This window comes from Collinsella sp. CLA-SR-H006, from assembly GCF_040097075.1.
Classification (GTDB): domain Bacteria; phylum Actinomycetota; class Coriobacteriia; order Coriobacteriales; family Coriobacteriaceae; genus Collinsella.
On the sequence record NZ_JBBNPD010000002.1, the window covers coordinates 60,776 to 77,069 of the forward strand.

13 protein-coding genes are annotated in these 16,294 nt (G+C 61.8%); 4 read left to right on the forward strand and 9 right to left on the reverse strand.

Annotated features, from left to right (window positions below):
* Positions 1-2: 2 nt before the first annotated feature.
* Positions 3-3,092, reverse strand: a complete 3,090-nt coding sequence (locus AAA069_RS01840) for a PD-(D/E)XK nuclease family protein (protein WP_349127412.1) — start codon at positions 3,090-3,092, stop codon at positions 3-5.
* 183 nt (positions 3,093-3,275) lie between these two features.
* A complete protein-coding gene (locus tag AAA069_RS01845) occupies positions 3,276-3,575 on the reverse strand; it encodes a YerC/YecD family TrpR-related protein (RefSeq protein WP_022094855.1) in 300 nt (99 codons plus the stop codon).
* A gap of 324 nt (positions 3,576-3,899) precedes the next feature.
* On the opposite strand from AAA069_RS01845, the gene AAA069_RS01850 reads away from it, so the two are divergent.
* Positions 3,900-4,265 carry a phage holin family protein gene (locus tag AAA069_RS01850; protein ID WP_138112940.1) on the forward strand — a complete coding sequence of 122 codons (366 nt, stop codon included), beginning with the start codon at positions 3,900-3,902 and terminating at the stop codon, positions 4,263-4,265.
* A 141-nt stretch (positions 4,266-4,406) separates the two neighbouring features.
* Here AAA069_RS01850 and AAA069_RS01855 read toward each other — a convergent pair whose 3' ends face one another.
* Positions 4,407-4,835: an Rrf2 family transcriptional regulator gene (locus tag AAA069_RS01855; RefSeq protein WP_022094857.1), complete on the reverse strand. Its 429-nt coding sequence runs from the start codon at positions 4,833-4,835 to the stop codon at positions 4,407-4,409.
* Between the two features lie 253 nt (positions 4,836-5,088).
* On the opposite strand from AAA069_RS01855, the gene cysK reads away from it, so the two are divergent.
* Both cysK and mnmA read left to right on the forward strand, forming a co-directional pair.
* The gene (gene cysK, locus AAA069_RS01860; RefSeq protein ID WP_089572177.1) at positions 5,089-6,027 is read left to right on the forward strand and encodes a cysteine synthase A; all 939 of its coding nucleotides are present in this window, start codon (positions 5,089-5,091) and stop codon (positions 6,025-6,027) included.
* Positions 6,028-6,085: 58 nt separating this feature from the next.
* Positions 6,086-7,309, forward strand: a complete 1,224-nt coding sequence (mnmA, locus tag AAA069_RS01865) for a tRNA 2-thiouridine(34) synthase MnmA (RefSeq protein WP_349127486.1) — start codon at positions 6,086-6,088, stop codon at positions 7,307-7,309.
* A gap of 155 nt (positions 7,310-7,464) precedes the next feature.
* Here mnmA and AAA069_RS01870 read toward each other — a convergent pair whose 3' ends face one another.
* The 3 genes from AAA069_RS01870 to AAA069_RS01880 form a co-directional block, all read right to left on the reverse strand.
* On the reverse strand, positions 7,465-8,508 hold the full coding sequence (locus AAA069_RS01870) for a M42 family metallopeptidase (RefSeq protein ID WP_226790537.1): 1,044 nt from the start codon (positions 8,506-8,508) through the stop codon (positions 7,465-7,467).
* Positions 8,509-9,111: 603 nt separating this feature from the next.
* Positions 9,112-10,278 carry a lactaldehyde reductase gene (gene fucO / locus AAA069_RS01875; RefSeq protein ID WP_349127413.1) on the reverse strand — a complete coding sequence of 389 codons (1,167 nt, stop codon included), beginning with the start codon at positions 10,276-10,278 and terminating at the stop codon, positions 9,112-9,114.
* A gap of 165 nt (positions 10,279-10,443) precedes the next feature.
* Positions 10,444-11,160 (reverse strand): YoaK family protein, encoded by a 717-nt coding sequence (locus AAA069_RS01880; RefSeq protein ID WP_055310199.1) that lies wholly within the window; start codon positions 11,158-11,160, stop codon positions 10,444-10,446.
* Positions 11,161-11,413: 253 nt separating this feature from the next.
* Between AAA069_RS01880 and AAA069_RS01885 the strand changes: the two genes are divergently transcribed.
* A complete protein-coding gene (locus AAA069_RS01885; protein WP_349127414.1) occupies positions 11,414-13,549 on the forward strand; it encodes a YgiQ family radical SAM protein in 2,136 nt (711 codons plus the stop codon).
* On the opposite strand, the gene AAA069_RS01890 is transcribed toward AAA069_RS01885, so the two are convergent.
* The 3 genes from AAA069_RS01890 to AAA069_RS01900 all read right to left on the reverse strand — a co-directional run bounded on the left by AAA069_RS01890 (position 13,546) and on the right by AAA069_RS01900 (position 16,294).
* Complete coding sequence (locus AAA069_RS01890) at positions 13,546-14,484, reverse strand: type II CAAX endopeptidase family protein (RefSeq protein ID WP_349127415.1); 939 nt, start codon at positions 14,482-14,484, stop codon at positions 13,546-13,548. The two genes, AAA069_RS01885 and AAA069_RS01890, sit on opposite strands and share 4 nt — an antisense overlap.
* Positions 14,481-14,702 carry a type II toxin-antitoxin system RelB/DinJ family antitoxin gene (locus AAA069_RS01895; protein ID WP_138112954.1) on the reverse strand — a complete coding sequence of 74 codons (222 nt, stop codon included), beginning with the start codon at positions 14,700-14,702 and terminating at the stop codon, positions 14,481-14,483. Before AAA069_RS01895 ends, AAA069_RS01890 begins: the two co-directional genes overlap by 4 nt.
* A 215-nt stretch (positions 14,703-14,917) precedes the next feature.
* Positions 14,918-16,294: an ATP-binding cassette domain-containing protein gene (locus AAA069_RS01900; protein ID WP_349127416.1), complete on the reverse strand. Its 1,377-nt coding sequence runs from the start codon at positions 16,292-16,294 to the stop codon at positions 14,918-14,920.

Consider the following 16,294-nt stretch of genomic DNA (forward strand, 5'->3'; position numbering starts at 1 on the left):
GTCTACACGTCCCTCCTTACAAACGTTCCTTCGTGGTTATACGAGCAGCGCGCATGCGCGGCCTGAGCCGACGTCGGGTCGACGGCGGCAACGTTGCCTGCCTCGAGCTCGCGCAGGCGCTCGGCGATGCCGGCCTCAACGCGATCGAGCAGGGCGTCGAAGTCCATGCTGCCACCCTCGCCGGGGAAACCTTTCTTAAGGCCCGGGATGCGACCGTCGCCGCGCTCTTCCTCGAGCAGCTCGGCGCTCGCAGCACCGCGCAACGCCGGCTTGCCGCCCTTGGTCGAAAAGTAGAGCGCCGCGCGGGTGTCCAAATCCAGCGCCCGGCGCATGGCCTGGGCGTAGATGAGCGTTTGGGTATGTGGTGGCAACCAGCGCGGATCGTCGATGGGCGCCGTGCCCGATTCCTCGTCGCGCACCGTAGGGTCGGCGAGCTTAAACTCCTCAACGCCCGTGCGATGCTTGTAGTCGATCACCACGGCATGATTCTCGGCGTCCACGTCCACGCGATCGATGCGCCCGCCAAGCGGCCAACCGGCATACTCGACCTTGAGCTCGTTGAAGGCGAACTCCAGGTAGCGCGGGGCAAAGGGGGCAAGTGCCTCGGACTCGTAGGCAAGCACACCCTCCAGCTGCGGCAAGATCTCGGCCACCTGGCGCTCCTCCACCGCAGAGAGCGGCACCAGCGGGCCCTCCGTGCCGCGCTTGCCGGCGTGCTCGGCCAACGTCTCGCCAAAGACCTCGTGCAGCAGCTCCTGTGCACGCGGCAGATTCTCGGGCGTCACGCGCTCCATGCCCTCTTGGGACAGACGGGCATGTAGATGCTCCAACACGTCGTGGACAAAGTTGCCCTTCTCCATGTTGCCAAAGCCCGCGTCGATAGACTGGGGCTTAACGCGATACGACACGAACCAGCACAGTGGGCAGGTAGAATAGGCCTCGATTTGCGAGGCGGACGTCAGACGCGGCACGAGCGGCGCGTCCTCGCCCTCGCCATCGCGACGGCGCAGGACCAGATACGGAATGGCTTCATCGCTCAGATGCTGAGGAGCTTCGCAGGTCACGCGCTCGCGCCTAAGACCTTCGCCTGCAGCGGGATCAAAGTCGGCGATGATATCGCCCTCGCCCACGCGCGTGGGCTTGGCAGCGCCAGCGGCCTCGGCATGTGCCCGCAGCTCGGTCCATACGGCTGCCGGGTAGCACTCGCGCGCCTGGCGATCGTGTGTCACGCGGGCAAGCGCGACCGGACCGCTCGTCGCCTGCATTGCACGGCCAAAGCGCACGCGCAGCAGGGCAGCGGGCTCCAAAGACACGCCGTCGCGGCGCAGCTCGGCCGTCAACGTGGCAAGCGGGCCCTCTTCATGCGAAAGCGGGTAGCTGTCCAGGTCGACATCGGCAAACAGCACGGCATCGTAGCTGCCAGGGCGCAGAACCGACGCATCGGCAAGCGACACGAAGCGCACTTGCGCCCGTGGCGTGCGATCGACCTCGTAGGTCGCGTAATCGTAAGCGGTACTGCGCTTGTCCACCTTGGTTCGAACGCCGCCGAGAACCGGCACGGTCGCGGCCTGCGACACGTCGAGCGCGCGAGCATCGTTCATAAGGATGTCGATGGCATGGCGCAGCAAAGCCGTCTCTGCCTGGCGACGGGCCTGGCCGTCAAGGCCGCCCAGAGCGCGATCGGGCAGCGCCTCTGCAACGGCGAGCATGGCCTTGAGCACCGTCACGGGTTTGTCGCGCCACAGCGCCTGAAACACGTCCGAGGCCACGCACGGCACATTCTTAAACCAGTTATCTTCGCTGGCAGCCTTGCGGGCGCCCCTCACCTGGCCCTGCACGCTCTGCAGCAGGCTCTTGACGCCCGCAGCGGTCTTGCTGCGCGACAAGCGCATGTTCTTGTCGAAGCCGCGGGCGCTCGCGGCGTCGGCACCCGAAAGCGGACTGTAGATCCAGTCGGTAAGCTCCGGCGCGGGCCACCACTCGGTCTTTGACGCCATGCCCTCATCGGCGGCCTTCATGCGCTCGATCAGGCCGGCAAGCGCCGCAAACTGCCTGCCCGCAATGGATTGGGAAAACGCCGTGAACTCAGTTGTCTCGGCAGCGATATGACGAGCCGCCAGACGAGAGGCGAGCTCACCGAACAGCTGGGATGCCCGGGCAGAAACGGCAAGCACACGCACAGGGTCGGCAGAGGCGGCGGCGACCTCGGAACCCCGGCACGTTTTTACCAGATCATCAATTGCGTCCGCATAAGCATGAGCACGGGCATGGGGGCCAGCGACCTCAATAAAGGCAGGCTGAGCGGCGGTCCCGTAAGCGGCATCAGACGCGCCGACACCCTCCCCTAGCGGCGCGATCTCAAACAACACATCGCGGGCATCAAATGCCGCGGCAAGCTCCTCGCGCATCGCCGCCTGCTCGTGGGCAAGCAGCACGACGACCTCTCCCCCATTGTTCGCCACGGCAGTCAGCAGCTCGAGCAGACCGTGCGTAAACGACGTGATACCGCGCACGCATACGGCGCGAGTGCACGCCGGCAGGCTATCGGCCAGGGCACCGGCCATAATGTCAGCTGCCTCGCAGGACTCGACCATATCTCGACGGTCCAAACCGCTCGCATAGGCGCGCAAAAGCTCGAACACACGAGCCTCGGCATCGCTTTTTGGCTCAGGCTGGCAGTTGTCGCCACGGCATCGTTCGGCACCCGTCCCCGCAACGCCCGGCAACACGTCGCGGGCCATGCGCGCGAGCATGCGCACTGTGCCCTGGCTGCGCGAAAGCGGCTGCAGGTCGGCATCGTCGAGACGCGTGACCATGTCCGAGAACAGCATCTGGCGCTGCAGGTTGTCGACGAAACCGCGCCCGTCGCCCATAAGCTCCCAAAGCGAGCGAAGCCACGATGTAGGCGTCTTGTAGTCAATGCCCAGCGAAATCCCGGCTTCCGCCGCATCATGACGGCACAGGTCGAGCTCGGCAAACGTAGGTGCCAGCAGAACGGCACGTCCGTGGCAGTCAACAAGGTCGGCAAGCAGCGCCGACTCGGCATCACTCAAATCCGTGCCGGCATTGGTGGTATAGATTCGAACAGGCATGGTCCTCCGCTCAAACTGTTCGCAATAATCAATGCATCCATCCTACCCGCCCAAGCGGACACATTGCCACCGCAGCTCCATCTTTTGGTACAAAGCAACCTGACCCCAACGCACCAGCCGATTGCGGGCATATAAAAACCGCCCCCGGAGGAGCGGTTTTGTACAATTCGTTTTTGGCGCAGCTTATTCGCCATCCTCCAGTTTAATGAGGATCTTGCGGTAGCCACCGTACTCGCCGTTGAGCGCCTTTGAAACGCGGCTCACCGTAGTGGACGAAGCACCGGTGCGGGCCTGAACCTCAACATAAGGCTCGCCCTCGTCCAGGTAACGCGCGACCTGCAGACGCTGCGATAGATCGCAAATCTCGCGCGGCGTGCAGATATCGGTCAAAAACGCTTGGATATCTTTCTCGTCATCCAAAAGACTAAATGCGTGGACCAGCTGCTTGACATCAGGCTTGTCAAACATGTTCTCGATATTCATCGATCACCGCCAAACCCGCCAAAAGGCATCGAAGTTGATACTGACATCGGGCATCGTTCGCCCGTTCTATGCAATAGGGCAACGCCTGTGGCTTTTGCCCGTAGCAGTGTAGCACACCACCAAACTAAAGCGACAAGACTCTCTGCCAGCGGCGCGTTTTTCAGGACGAACGCCGTTTAGAAACCGAATGCGCACGTAAGCTCCACGAATATTTGAGACAATGGGCGCCCAAACACCGCGGCGCGCCCGCGCAACCATCCAGGTCGCCGCCGTAAGCCGCTTCACGCGACGCCAGCAACCCCGGCGCAAGAAAGGATTCACGCCATGCGCTTTATGCTTAACTGGCTCTTTACTTCGATCGCCATCGCGATCGCCACGTTCCTCGTCCCCGGCATCCAACCCTTCGGTTTCGCCGAGGCCTGGGTCTGTTTCGCCTTTGTGGGACTGTTCCTCAACATCGTCGACTCGCTCGTCAAGCCGTTCCTCACGGTTATCTCGCTACCGCTCACGATCATTACGCTGGGCATTTTCCAGCTTGTCGTCAACAGCTTTATGCTCGAGCTGGCCAGCTACCTGTCGGTCAATCTGCTGGGCGCTGGTATCTCCATCGCCGGCTTTGGATCGGCCTTTATGGGCAGCATCCTGGTATCCATCATGCGCAGCATTCTGGACAGCATCGCCGAGGGCTAAAACGGCCATTCCGGCCGTGCCCGTCTCAACAGCCTAAAACGAAGGCCGCCCATCGCAAAAATGGGCGGCCTTCTTATTTGTCAAGTCTCAAAGGACGAGAGAATCTACCATTTCTACCCCGTCCCCAAATGCAGGTGTGGGTTAGATGACGTAGTCGTAGCCATGGTTGGGAGCGACAAGTTGATCGAGCGTCACACCGTCGAGGTAGTCGTTGATGAGCTTGTCCAGGTTCTTCCACACGTCGAGCGTGGGGCACTCGTCCGAACGCGAACAGCCCTTGCAGTCGCCGTCCAGGCATGCGACCGGTGCTAGGCTGCCCTCGGTCAGACGCAAGATCTCGCCCACCGTGTACTGCTCGGGCGGGCGCGTGAGCACATAGCCGCCGCCCTTGCCACGCATACCCGAGAGCATGTTGGCACGTACGAGCGTAGCCAAGATGTTCTCGAGATATTTCTCGGAAATCCCCTGTCGCGCCGCGATCTCTTTGAGCGGGATGCGACCGGCCGCCTGGTGCTCGGCCAGATCGACCATAACGCGCAGGGCATATCTGCCCTTAGTAGAAACCAACATGTATAGTGCTGCCTTTCGGTCATTTTGTCCGTAGAAATTCTAGCCGAAAAATTGGTTTTGAAAATACCCATTCCCGTCAAGATGGTTAATCGACTCGTAATAATCTTCTATTTCCTATTGCGTTACTAGGCTTTAGTGTCTACTATGCTTGCCAACAGCAAAACGAACAACCTATACGGTTTGTGGGTTTCGCTGCTACACACACCGTAAAACCACACGGTATCCAGTCATTTGAACACTTTGGAGGTTCATCATGAGCAAGGTTTACACGTCCATCGATCAGCTTATCGGCCACACTCCGCTTCTGGAGCTCACTCACTTTGAGGCCGATGAGGACCTCAAGGCCCGCGTGCTCGTCAAGCTGGAATACTTCAACCCCGCCGGCTCCGTCAAAGACCGCGTCGCCAAGAACATGATCGACGAGGCCGAGAAGGCCGGCAAGCTCGTGCGCGGCGGCGACTACACCATCATCGAGCCCACGAGCGGCAACACCGGCGTCGGCATCGCCTCGGTGGCGGCTGCCCGCGGCTACAAGGTGATCATCACCATGCCCGAGACCATGTCCGTCGAGCGCCGTAAGCTTATGCAGGCATACGGCGCACAGCTCGTGCTCACCGACGGCTCCAAGGGCATGAAGGGCGCCATCGCCAAGGCCGAGGAGCTGCAGAAGGAGACCCCCAACAGCATTATCGCCGGCCAGTTTGTGAACCCCGCCAACCCCGCCATCCACAAGGCCACGACCGGCCCCGAGATCTGGGATGACACCGACGGCAAGGTCGACATCTTCGTCGCCGGCGTCGGCACCGGTGGTACCGTGACCGGCGTGGGCGAGTTCCTCAAGGAGCAGAACCCCGAGATTCAGGTTGTCGCCGTCGAGCCCGCCACTTCCCCGGTGCTCTCTAAGGGTCAGGCCGGCCCGCACAAGATCCAGGGTATCGGCGCCGGTTTTGTGCCCGACGTCCTCGACACCCAGGTCTATGACGAGATCATCCCCGTCGAGAACGACGACGCCTTTGCCACCGGCCGCGCCGTGGGCCACAAGGAGGGCGTGCTCGTGGGCATTTCGTCCGGCGCCGCCGTGTGGGCCGCACTGCAGCTGGCCAAGCGCCCCGAGAACGAGGGTAAGACCATCGTGGCGCTGCTCGCCGACACCGGCGAGCGCTACCTGTCCACGGCGCTCTTCCAGGACTAGAGCTTCTCGTTCTTAGAACGAGTCCAAGGCACGCCGGCCTCCCCTCTCTTCTGGCAGCCTGGGCTCATCCCAACAGGGTGTCCCACGAGACGTCCGAACTTGCTACAATGTCTGCGGCGCGGAACCAGCCTCCCGCGCCGCTTTTCTTTTTTGGCCACATGCCACCAAGGAGAACCTCCCCATGCACAACAAGCGCGTGCTCGTCGCCATGAGCGGCGGCGTCGATTCCAGCGTGACCGCGTATCTGCTCAAAAGTCAGGGTTACGAATGTGTCGGTGCCACCATGCGCCTCACCTGTCCCGCACCCGATCCCGTCACGGACATGAGTAAGGTCGACCGTGACATCGCCGATGCAAAGGCCGTCGCCGATCGCCTGGGGATACCTCACCATGTGCTCGACCTGCAGCAGGCCTTCGACCGCAACGTGATCGAGCGCTTCGTGACTGCCTATCAGGAGGGGCTGACGCCCAACCCGTGCATCATCTGCAACCGCCATATTAAGTTTGGCGCGTTGCTCGATGCAGCGCTCGATATGGGCTGCGACTACATCGCCACAGGTCACTACGCCAAAACGAGCCAAACGTCCGACGGCACCTGGCAGCTGTACCGTGGCGAGGACCCAAAGAAGGACCAAAGCTACTTTTTGTATTCGCTTACGCAGGAGCGCTTGGCACGCACAATCTTTCCGCTGGCAGGCCTGGACAAGGAGCACGACGTGCGCCGCATCGCCGCCGAACAGGGCTTCATCAACGCCAAGAAAGCCGAAAGCGAGGATATCTGCTTTATTCCAGACGGTGACTACGCGGGCTATATCGAGCGCCGCTGCGGACATCCCGCTGCACCGGGCGACATCGTATGGCGCGACGGCAGCGTGGTAGGGCGCCACAACGGCGCGCTGCGCTATACCATCGGCCAGCGCAAGGGCTTGGGCGTAGCGATGGCGCATCCCGTATACGTGACAGGCGTCGACGCCGTCAACAACACCGTGCGTCTGGGCGAGGCCGAGGACCTAACCGCCGCTGCCCTCACGGCCGATGAGTGGATCTGGAGCGCGCCGGACACGCGCATGGAGGCCGAGCTGGATGCCGGCGGCATTCGCGTGGGCGCCAAGTACCGCTACCGTCAGAAAGACCAGGCAGCGACCCTTACGCGCGGCGAAGACGGGCAAATGCTGCTGACTTTTGACGAGCCGCAGCGAGCCATCGCCCCCGGCCAAGCCGTTGTAGTCTACCGCGGCGACATCGTCCTCGGCGGCGGTACCGTCACGGCAGCCATCAAGTAGCCCCATCCCCTTCATAAGTTGCGGTGAAATAGGGACTGTTTAAGCGTTTAAAACCGCCAAACAGTCCCTATTTCACCGCAACGCACAAGAGCGCCCCTGCCGGCAACGTTATACCGGCTAGGACGCTCTTAACTTGCCACGCGCTATAAATGCGTCTAGCGCTGAACGTAGGCGCGAACCAGCTCGTAGGTGTTGCGCACGCCGTCGATGTGGCTGCGCTCGTAGTTGTGGCTCGCGTACACGCCGGGGCCGATCAGGCCGTGACGGATGTCGTAGCCGGCAGAAAGCGTGGCCTCAACGTCTGAGCCGTAGTGCGGATACACGTCGATGGCGTAATCGAGCTCCAGCTCGCGCGCGATGTTGGACAGCGTGGTTACCAGGTCGTAGTTGTACGGACCGCCCGAATCCTTGGCGCAGATTGAAACCATGCGCTCGGTGCAGCCCAGGTCGTCACCCACGCAGCCCATGTCCACGCTAATCATCTCGCGCGTGTCGGCCGGCACAAAGGCACCGCCGTGGCCGACCTCCTCGTACACCGTAAAGAGCAGCGATACCTTGCGCGAAAGCGTCACCTCGCCAGCGGCGACGGCACGCGCCAAGCCCAGCAGAATCGACGCGGACAGCTTGTCGTCAAGGAAGCGACTCTTGATGTAGCCGCTCTCCGTCACCGTGGTACGCGGGTCCATAGCGATGATGTCGCCGGTCTGAATACCCAGCTCGAGCACATCGTCCTTGCTGTCAACGTTCTCGTCGAGCAGGATTTCCATGTTCTTCTCGATGGTCTTGACCGGCTCATCGGCCACATGCGCCGAAGGCTCAGTATTGAGGACCACGCCCGTGTAGACATTGCCGTCACGCGTGTAGACGGTGCAGTTCTCGCCATCGGCCGTGGACCACTGGTGCCCACCGAGGGTCGTGGGGCGCAGGCGACCATTGTCCTTAATGGAGCGCACCATGGCGCCCAGGGTATCGACATGGCTCGCCAACACGAGCGGCTCGCCCTCGCCGCCAAGTTCAACCAGCACGTTGCCCTTATTGGAGCGCTCGGGGCCAAATCCCATATCGCGCAGGGTCTCCATTAGATAATCAGTAGCCGCACGGGTATAGCCGGTAGGCGAAGCAATAGAAGTCAGCGTCTTAAGCTGTCCTGCGATATAGGAGAGCGTCTCCCCTAGAGAAGCATCAATATTAGAAGTCATATGCATCCTTCCAAGTAAAACTAAGACCGAGTCCCGATTTTAACCGTTCTGCACGTGCAATGCCCCAGGAGCCGAGCCGCCTCCAGACGTCCCCGCACCGGTTTTGTGCACGTGCACGGTTTACAATCCCAATCTTGCATAAATCCTATCGGTATTTGCATAGAAATGAGACATCTTTTTGCTTCGTCTCAGGGTGCCCCACCTTGGACCGTGCAAAAAACGGAGTATTCAGCACCTTGGGCCCCAACGGCCCCATCACGAACGACAAAATGACGCGGTTACAACAGTGTTGCAGGTTGTCGCAGAGCAGAAACTCAGTAACAACCCCCTCCACTCATCGATAGCCCGCCCACAATGGCTGTCGATGGGCGCCTGCGGGCCACTCGGCCCATTCACAACGTTATGCATTTTTAAGAGCTTGCTGAATACTCCCAAAAATGCACGCTGGAAAGTGCACCACCTATCCGTAGCGGGCAGTACGCCTTGGTTTTGCCCGTCTCAGAACATTGACGCAGCACAAAAAGCCCCGCCGTGCGTAGCACGGCGGGGCCAGCGGCAAGTCAAAAGACCATACGCCTACGGGCGAAGGACCACCAAACTGGGTTAGGCAGCCGGGCAAATCTTCTTGAAGAGCTCGATGACGTCGTCGAGCGTTGCCTCGCGCGGGTTACCCGGGAAGCAGGCGTCGGCCATGGCGTCCTTGGCCAGGACCTCGATCTCGTCGGCCTTCATGGCCTCGCAGACGTGCGGAATGTTCACGTCGGCGGAAAGCTGCTTGACGGCGGCGATAGCGGCGTCGGCGGCCTCGTCGGTGCTCATACCCGTGGTGTCAACACCCATGGCGACGGCAACCTTGGCCAGGCGCTCAGCGCAAACCGGCTTGTTGAACTCCATGGCGATCGGCAGCAGCATGGCGCAAGCGACGCCGTGCGGGGTGTCGTAGTGAGCAGACAGGGTGTGAGCCATGGCGTGGTCGATGCCCAGGCCAACGTTGGAGAAGCCCATGCCGGCGACATACTGGCCAAGGGCCATGCCCTCGCGGCCGGAGCCGGGCTGACCGGACTTGGCCTCGGCGACGGAGTCACGCAGGTTCTCGCTGATCAGCTTAATAGCCTCAAAGTGGAACATGTCAGAGAGCTCCCAAGCACCCTTGGTGGTGTAGCCCTCGATGGCGTGGGTCAGAGCGTCCATACCAGTGGAAGCGGTCAGGCCGGCGGGCATGGAAGCCATCATGTCGGGGTCGACGACGGCGACCTCGGGAGCGTCGTTGGTGTCGACGCACACGAACTTGCGGACCTTCTCGGGGTCGGTGATGACGTAGTTGATGGTCACCTCAGCGGCGGTACCGGCGGTCGTCGGCACAGCGATGGTGAACACGGCGTGGTTCTTAGTGGAAGCAACGCCCTCGAGGCTGCGGACATCGGCGAACTCAGGGTTGTTGATGATGATGCCGATAGCCTTGGCGGTGTCCATGGAGGAGCCACCACCAATGGTCACGATAGCGTCAGCCTCGGCGGCCTTGAAGGCCTCGACGCCGTCCTTGACGTTCTGGATGGTGGGGTTGGGCTTAATCTCGGAGTAGAGGCTCCAAGCGATGCCGGCGGCGTCGAGCTCGTCGGTCACCTTAGCGGTAACGCCGAACTTGACCAGATCGGGGTCGGAGCAGACGAAGATCTTCTTGTAGCCACGACGCTGGAGCTCGCCGGGGATCTCCTTGATGGCGCCGGAACCATGGTAAGAAATGGTGTTGAGAACGAAACGATTAGCCATTGATAGCCTCCTATCGTGCGCGGGGCACCCGTTACGCCCCGCACTATAAGTCCCATCCTAACGCTTTTGAAACGAAAAGCACGTGAGAACGTCAAATTTGTTAAAGCGTTTCAACAGATGATGAAAAATATTGCGGCAAAGGGGCAGCCCCTTTGCCGCATTCGGTTACTTTCGACAGCCCTCTTTCCAAGCCTCGGCCGCAACCTTCCAGCGTAAGCGCAAGTCGCGCTCGCGGTCGATGAACATGATGGCAAACGCGACAAACAGCAGCAAGCTCGCCACGACGATGGCGTGCAGGCCCATGCGCTCAATACACCAGTTGCCCAACACGGCGCCAAACACAAAGGTAAAGATCACGCCAAAGTACAGCAGGCCGTTTTCCAAAAAGCCGCGCCTGTGGGTGATGATGTAATCGTCCACGTTTTGCAGCGCGTTGCGCAAGTTGCCGATGCACATGGTCGTAGCGATGCCGTGACCGTGGATCTTGCGGAAGCTCTCGACCTGCATGCCGCAGGCAAACGAGGTGAGGCAGTTGGCGAGCAGGTTGAAATTGCCGCCCGGGATAAAGCTCACGCCCAGCAAGATGACGGCTTCAAAGAACACCGTCACTTGGCGCCAGTGAATCACGCTGCCAAACCGTTCGTGTACCAGGTCGGCAAGCATAATGCCCACGGCAAACGACACCACAGGGAAGAAGTAGCGCCCCGCAAGTGCCCAATTGCCCTCCGAGATGCTCACGCCCACAAGCAGGATGTTGCCCGTCTGCGCGTTTGCGAAAACATGGTCGCGCCCAATGTACGAATACACATCCATAAAGCCGCCGGCGAGCGCCAGGATAATGCCCAGTTCGATGGACTCCGATATCTGTTTGGCACGCTGCATCGCCGTGCATCCTCCTTGTTGACGACCCTCTCGTGCGTTGGCGGAAACATAGCCGCCGTTCATACTGTAACCCATTGACAACATGGCGTGCGCGCGAGACAGGTTCTCCAACGCGCAGATACACAGTCTGGAAACAAACGGCACCCGCATCGACACGCCGATCCGCCAGCCCATGTACTCCACCAGTCTTTTTAGCCCCGTCCCAAAAAGACTGGTTACAATTACGTGCAGCATACAAACACCGGGAGGGATCGTGGCAAAAAAGCCTCAGCACGCTCAGAATAACCAGCGCAGTCAGCAGGGCAAACAGGGCCAGCAGCAAAAGCGCGGCGGCAAGGCCCAGGGCGGCCACGCCGCTCATACCCCGGCAGCGCCCGCCCGTCCCTGGCGCCCGGGCCGCGATAAGTTCCTCCCCGTCAGCCGCGCCGATATGGACGCGCGCGGTTGGGACCAGTGTGACTTCGTCTACATCTGCGGCGACGCCTACGTGGACCACCCCAGCTTTGGTATGGCCATCATCAGCCGCGTACTCGACGCGCACGGCTACAAAGTGGGCATCATCTGCCAACCCGACTGGACCGATCCCGCCAGCATCAGCGTGCTCGGTGAGCCACGCCTGGGCTTTTTGGTCAGTGCCGGCAACATGGACTCCATGGTCAACCACTATTCGGTGACCAAGCACCGCCGCCACACCGACGCCTATACCCCCGGCGGCGAGGAAGGTCACCGCCCCAACCGTGCCGTCACGGTCTACGGCAATCTCATCCGTCAGACGTTCAAGGACGCCCCCATCATCATCGGCGGCATCGAGGCAAGCCTGCGCCGCCTGGCCCACTACGACTACTGGCAGGATAAGCTCAAGCGCTCGGTGCTGCTCGACTCGGGCGCCGACATCCTCATCTACGGCATGGGCGAGCACGCGGTTGTCGAGATCGCCGACGCGCTCGACGCGGGGCTGCCCGTCGATCAGATCACCTATATCAACGGCACCGTTTACCGCACGGGTTCGCTCGACGAGGTCTACGACTACGACCTGCTGCCCAGCTGGGACGACCTTGCCGCTGACAAGCTCAACTACGCGCGCAGCTTTAACGTACAACAGCAGAATATGGACCCCATCACCGGCCATCGCCTGGTAGAGCCATATCCCAACAGCGTGTACGTGGTGCAGAACCCGCCGTCGGCAACACTCACCACCGACGAGATGGACGAGGTTGCCGAACTCCCCTACGCACGCGATTGGCATCCCGATTACGACGCAGCGGGCGGCGTGCCGGCCTTTGCCGAGATCAAGTTTTCTATTAGCTCCAACCGCGGCTGTTTTGGCGAGTGCTCGTTTTGCGCCCTCACCTTCCACCAGGGTCGCGTACTGCAGATGCGCAGCCACGATTCGATCATGCGCGAGGCCGAGCTGCTCACGCGCGATCCCGAGTTTAAGGGCTACATCAACGACGTGGGCGGACCGACGGCAAACTTTAGCCGCCCGGCCTGCGACAAGCAGCTCAAGCACGGCGTGTGCAAGAACAAGCGCTGCCTGTGGCCGAGCGTGTGCAAGAACATGGTGGTCGACGAAAGCGGCTACACGCAGCTGTTGCGCGACCTGCGCCAGCTGCCGGGCGTCAAGAAGGTCTTCGTCCGCAGCGGCATCCGTTTTGACTACACCATGGCCGATGCCTCGGACGAGTTTTTGCGCGAGCTGCTGGAGCACCATGTCTCGGGCCAGCTACGCGTGGCGCCCGAGCATGTGAGCGACGCGGTGCTGTCCGTGATGGGCAAGCCGAGCCGCGCCGTCTACGATGCGTTCTGTCGCAAATTTGAGCGCTTGAACCGCGAATACGGACTCAAACAGTACGTAGTGCCGTATCTGATCTCGAGCCATCCCGGCTCGACGATGAAGGAAGCCGTGGACCTTGCCGAGGCCGTGCGCGACATGGGCTACATGCCCGAGCAGGTGCAGGACTTCTACCCCACCCCGTCCACCATGTCGACCTGCATGTACTACACCGGCGTGGACCCACGCACCATGGAGCCGATCTATGTGGCGCGCGACCCGCACGAAAAGGCCATGCAGCGCGCGCTCATCCAGTATCGCAAGCCCGAGAACTACAAGCTCGTGCGTGAGGCGTTGGAAAAGGCCGGCCGCCGCGACCTGATCGGCTACACCAAGCATTGTCTGATTCGTCCCGTGCCCCCGCGCCCGGGCGAGACATCTGCTGACGGTGGGCATGGCACCGGCAAGAAGGGCGGCAAGCCGCACGGTGGCGCCGCCGGCAAGGGGCCCAAGGGCAGCAAGGGCCACGGCGGCATGTCGCGCGCACAGAACACCGCGGGCCGCAACCGTGCGGCCCAGGGGCGTCAGGGCGCCAACGGAGGCGGACGCCGCAACTAGGGCAGCGGTGCGCTCGCTGCGTCCATCCCACACGCGTAGTGCAGCGAGCGCATTGCCTCAACGAGGATGACACCGGCGATAGCGACCGTAATTGCCACGTCGAACGGCGTGTTCACAAACCAGAGCAACGTCATGAGATACGACCCGGCGTTAAAGGCAAAGTGCAGCAGAATCGTGTAGCGAAGCTTTCCGGTCGTCACGAGCACCCAGCCAAAAATGAGGCCGGCAGCGCCCGCATAGCAGCCCTGCACCCAATTCATGTGCATAAAACCGAAGATTGCCGCCTGCAGCACAATCGCCGCGGCGATACCCCACGTGCTTGGGGCCGCCCAGGGCACCATGGCGCCGTCCTGCGCGCTCGCACGACGCCGGCGCTTCCAAAGTAGACGGCACTGAGGATTAAACGCTCGGAGCGAAAACTCAAAAATAATGCCGCGCACCAGCAGCTCTTCACAAAATGGGGCGCCGAGCACCGTAGTCAGGACAGCGAGATAGCTGGTGTCGCCCATGCCTGTTTCCTCGACAAGCTCGCTATAGTCTGCCGCGACCTCGGGCAGCAGCGACAGCACGCCGTCGCATAGATAGCTAATGACCACCTGCATGGACAGGCCGATCACGACAACGCAGACGATGCGCTTCCATGCCGCGCCTGCTCCCCCACCGAGCGGGCGCTCGCCTTGCTGGCGCGCCATAAACGAGCGCGGCCACAGATAACGCCACCACAGCAGCGCCATCAAAAACGACGCCGTCTGAGCGGCAGCCTGGAACCATTGGATATCGAGATTGTCGATCGGATAGCCCGTCAGCGCCGACACGGCACCGAGAACAGAAAACAGAACCACGCTCAGGGCTATATCGGCAGCGACAACGCCAAAACAGGCAAGCGCCCAAACCAGCGCATTGAGCATGCCGACCTCCTCCCAACGACTAGTCATTGGGGACGTTCTTCAACGACTAGCTGTTGGGGACAGTCTTTGCCAAAGGCCCCGCTGGGCGAGATGTCGAACGGGAAGGTGCCGCAGCGATTGAACGCGGCGATAAACATGCGGATGGCGTTGGACGGCGTGGTGCCCACGAGCTGGGTTGCCGCCGCGAAGGCTGCCTTCTCCTCAGGCAAGACCTTCGCGACTACGGGGGTCATGTGTTCTGCCATGGCGCTTCCTTTTTGAAACGACGGTAGTGCGGATAGATGCGGGCCACGCGGCTGGGCGACGGGCTGTGAAGGCAACCCGATTGGCCCGCATCCGGAGTTTGTTTCTGCGGCGTTGGTATTACTTGGTAATCCTAAGTATTACCCCACAGATAGAATACCACACCCGACCCCATTGGGACGGAGGAAAACGAATCATTTTGTTGCTGAGTAAGTATTTAGAGCGTGATGATGTCCGAGATATCGAGGGCCTGAGCGTCGGCGACATCGTGCGTGGCAAGCAGGAGCATGCGGCCATCGAGCAGGTCGAGCACGACCTCGGCGCATGCGTCGCGCGCAGCGGTATCTAGACCGGTAAAGGGCTCGTCCAGAATCACCGCGTCTCCTGGGCACAGCAGGGCTCGGGCAATCTCGACGCGACGGCGCTGCCCGCCCGAGAGCTCGGCCACGCGGGCATACACATCGATCCCCGGTACCAGCAGGCGCAACAGGGCTGCGACACTCGAGGCGTCCACGCGCGCGTCGGCGCACACCAGCACGTTATCCAAAGCAGAGGCGTCCTCAACCAGACGCGCGTCCTGAAACACCATCGAGCACGGCACGCACTCCCCCGCTGTCAACGAAAGCAGCGTCGACTTGCCCATGCCCGAAGCGCCCATCACGCAGATACGCCCACCCGCAGGCACGTTGAGCACCAGACCATCCAGCGCCGGCGCCCAGGGCGCACGATCGCCCACGGCAAGCGCAAGCTCCGCTGCGGCGCCATCGCTCGCAGCCCCCGCACGCCCGCGCAGTCCATGCCCATGCGCCCGCACGGCCGCGCGCCACGCCACGGGTCCTGAAACCCGCAGCAGCCACACCAGCACGCGCTCACACGCCCACGAGGCGGCAACGACCAGCACGGTCCACGCCAGCAAATCAGCCGTCTCAATCAAAAGCTTTGCCTGATAGATGCGCTCACCCACGGTGCCCACCGCCATGCCGATCAGCTCGGCTGCCACGCCGGCCTTCCAGCTCATGCCGATCACGGCCCGGGCACACGAAAGCACAAACGGCAGCACCTCGCGCCAGGTATGGGCGCAAAACAGTCGCCAGCCGCGCACGCCATGCAGACGGAACATCTGCTCCAGCGGCTTATCCACTTGTGCCAAGCCCTCGAACAGCGAGAAATATACGCCCGGCAGCGCCATCAAAAAGACCACCGCGATGCTCACGCGCTCCGATCCCAGCCAAATGAGCAGCAGGACCACCACGCAGGCGACCGGTGTCGCCTTTACAAACGACAGCACCGGAGCCACCAGGTGCGCGAACGCCCGCGACCGTGATGAAATCCCGGCAAGCGCGCCACCACACACCGCGGCAAGCGCCAGCCCGCCCAGTATCCGCGCGCCCGAGCCCACCAAAATCGCCCAGGTACCGCCATCGCACACCAGGCGCAGCAGCGCCAAGGCAACAGCACCCGGCCCCGGCAAGATCAGCGGCTGCGCCACCAGCGCCGCCGCGAAGACCCACACGGCAAGCCAAAAGGCGGCAACGGCACCTGCTGCCGCCACCGCCTTCATACGCTCTGTCATGTGTCGAGCAAACGCACGCAC

Bases quoted from the DNA above. Each gene is read 5' to 3' on its own strand.
- AAA069_RS01840 (WP_349127412.1), bottom strand. From the start codon at position 3,092: ATGCCTGTTCGAATCTATACCACCAATGCCGGCACGGATTTGAGTGAT.
- fucO (WP_349127413.1), bottom strand. From the start codon at position 10,278: ATGGCTAATCGTTTCGTTCTCAACACCATTTCTTACCATGGTTCCGGC.
- AAA069_RS01880 (WP_055310199.1), bottom strand. From the start codon at position 11,160: ATGCAGCGTGCCAAACAGATATCGGAGTCCATCGAACTGGGCATTATC.
- AAA069_RS01895 (WP_138112954.1), bottom strand. From the start codon at position 14,702: ATGGCAGAACACATGACCCCCGTAGTCGCGAAGGTCTTGCCTGAGGAG.
- cysK (WP_089572177.1), top strand. From the start codon at position 5,089: ATGAGCAAGGTTTACACGTCCATCGATCAGCTTATCGGCCACACTCCG.
- AAA069_RS01855 (WP_022094857.1), bottom strand. From the start codon at position 4,835: ATGTTGGTTTCTACTAAGGGCAGATATGCCCTGCGCGTTATGGTCGAT.
- AAA069_RS01850 (WP_138112940.1), top strand. From the start codon at position 3,900: ATGCGCTTTATGCTTAACTGGCTCTTTACTTCGATCGCCATCGCGATC.
- AAA069_RS01870 (WP_226790537.1), bottom strand. From the start codon at position 8,508: ATGACTTCTAATATTGATGCTTCTCTAGGGGAGACGCTCTCCTATATC.
- AAA069_RS01845 (WP_022094855.1), bottom strand. From the start codon at position 3,575: ATGAATATCGAGAACATGTTTGACAAGCCTGATGTCAAGCAGCTGGTC.
- AAA069_RS01890 (WP_349127415.1), bottom strand. From the start codon at position 14,484: ATGACTAGTCGTTGGGAGGAGGTCGGCATGCTCAATGCGCTGGTTTGG.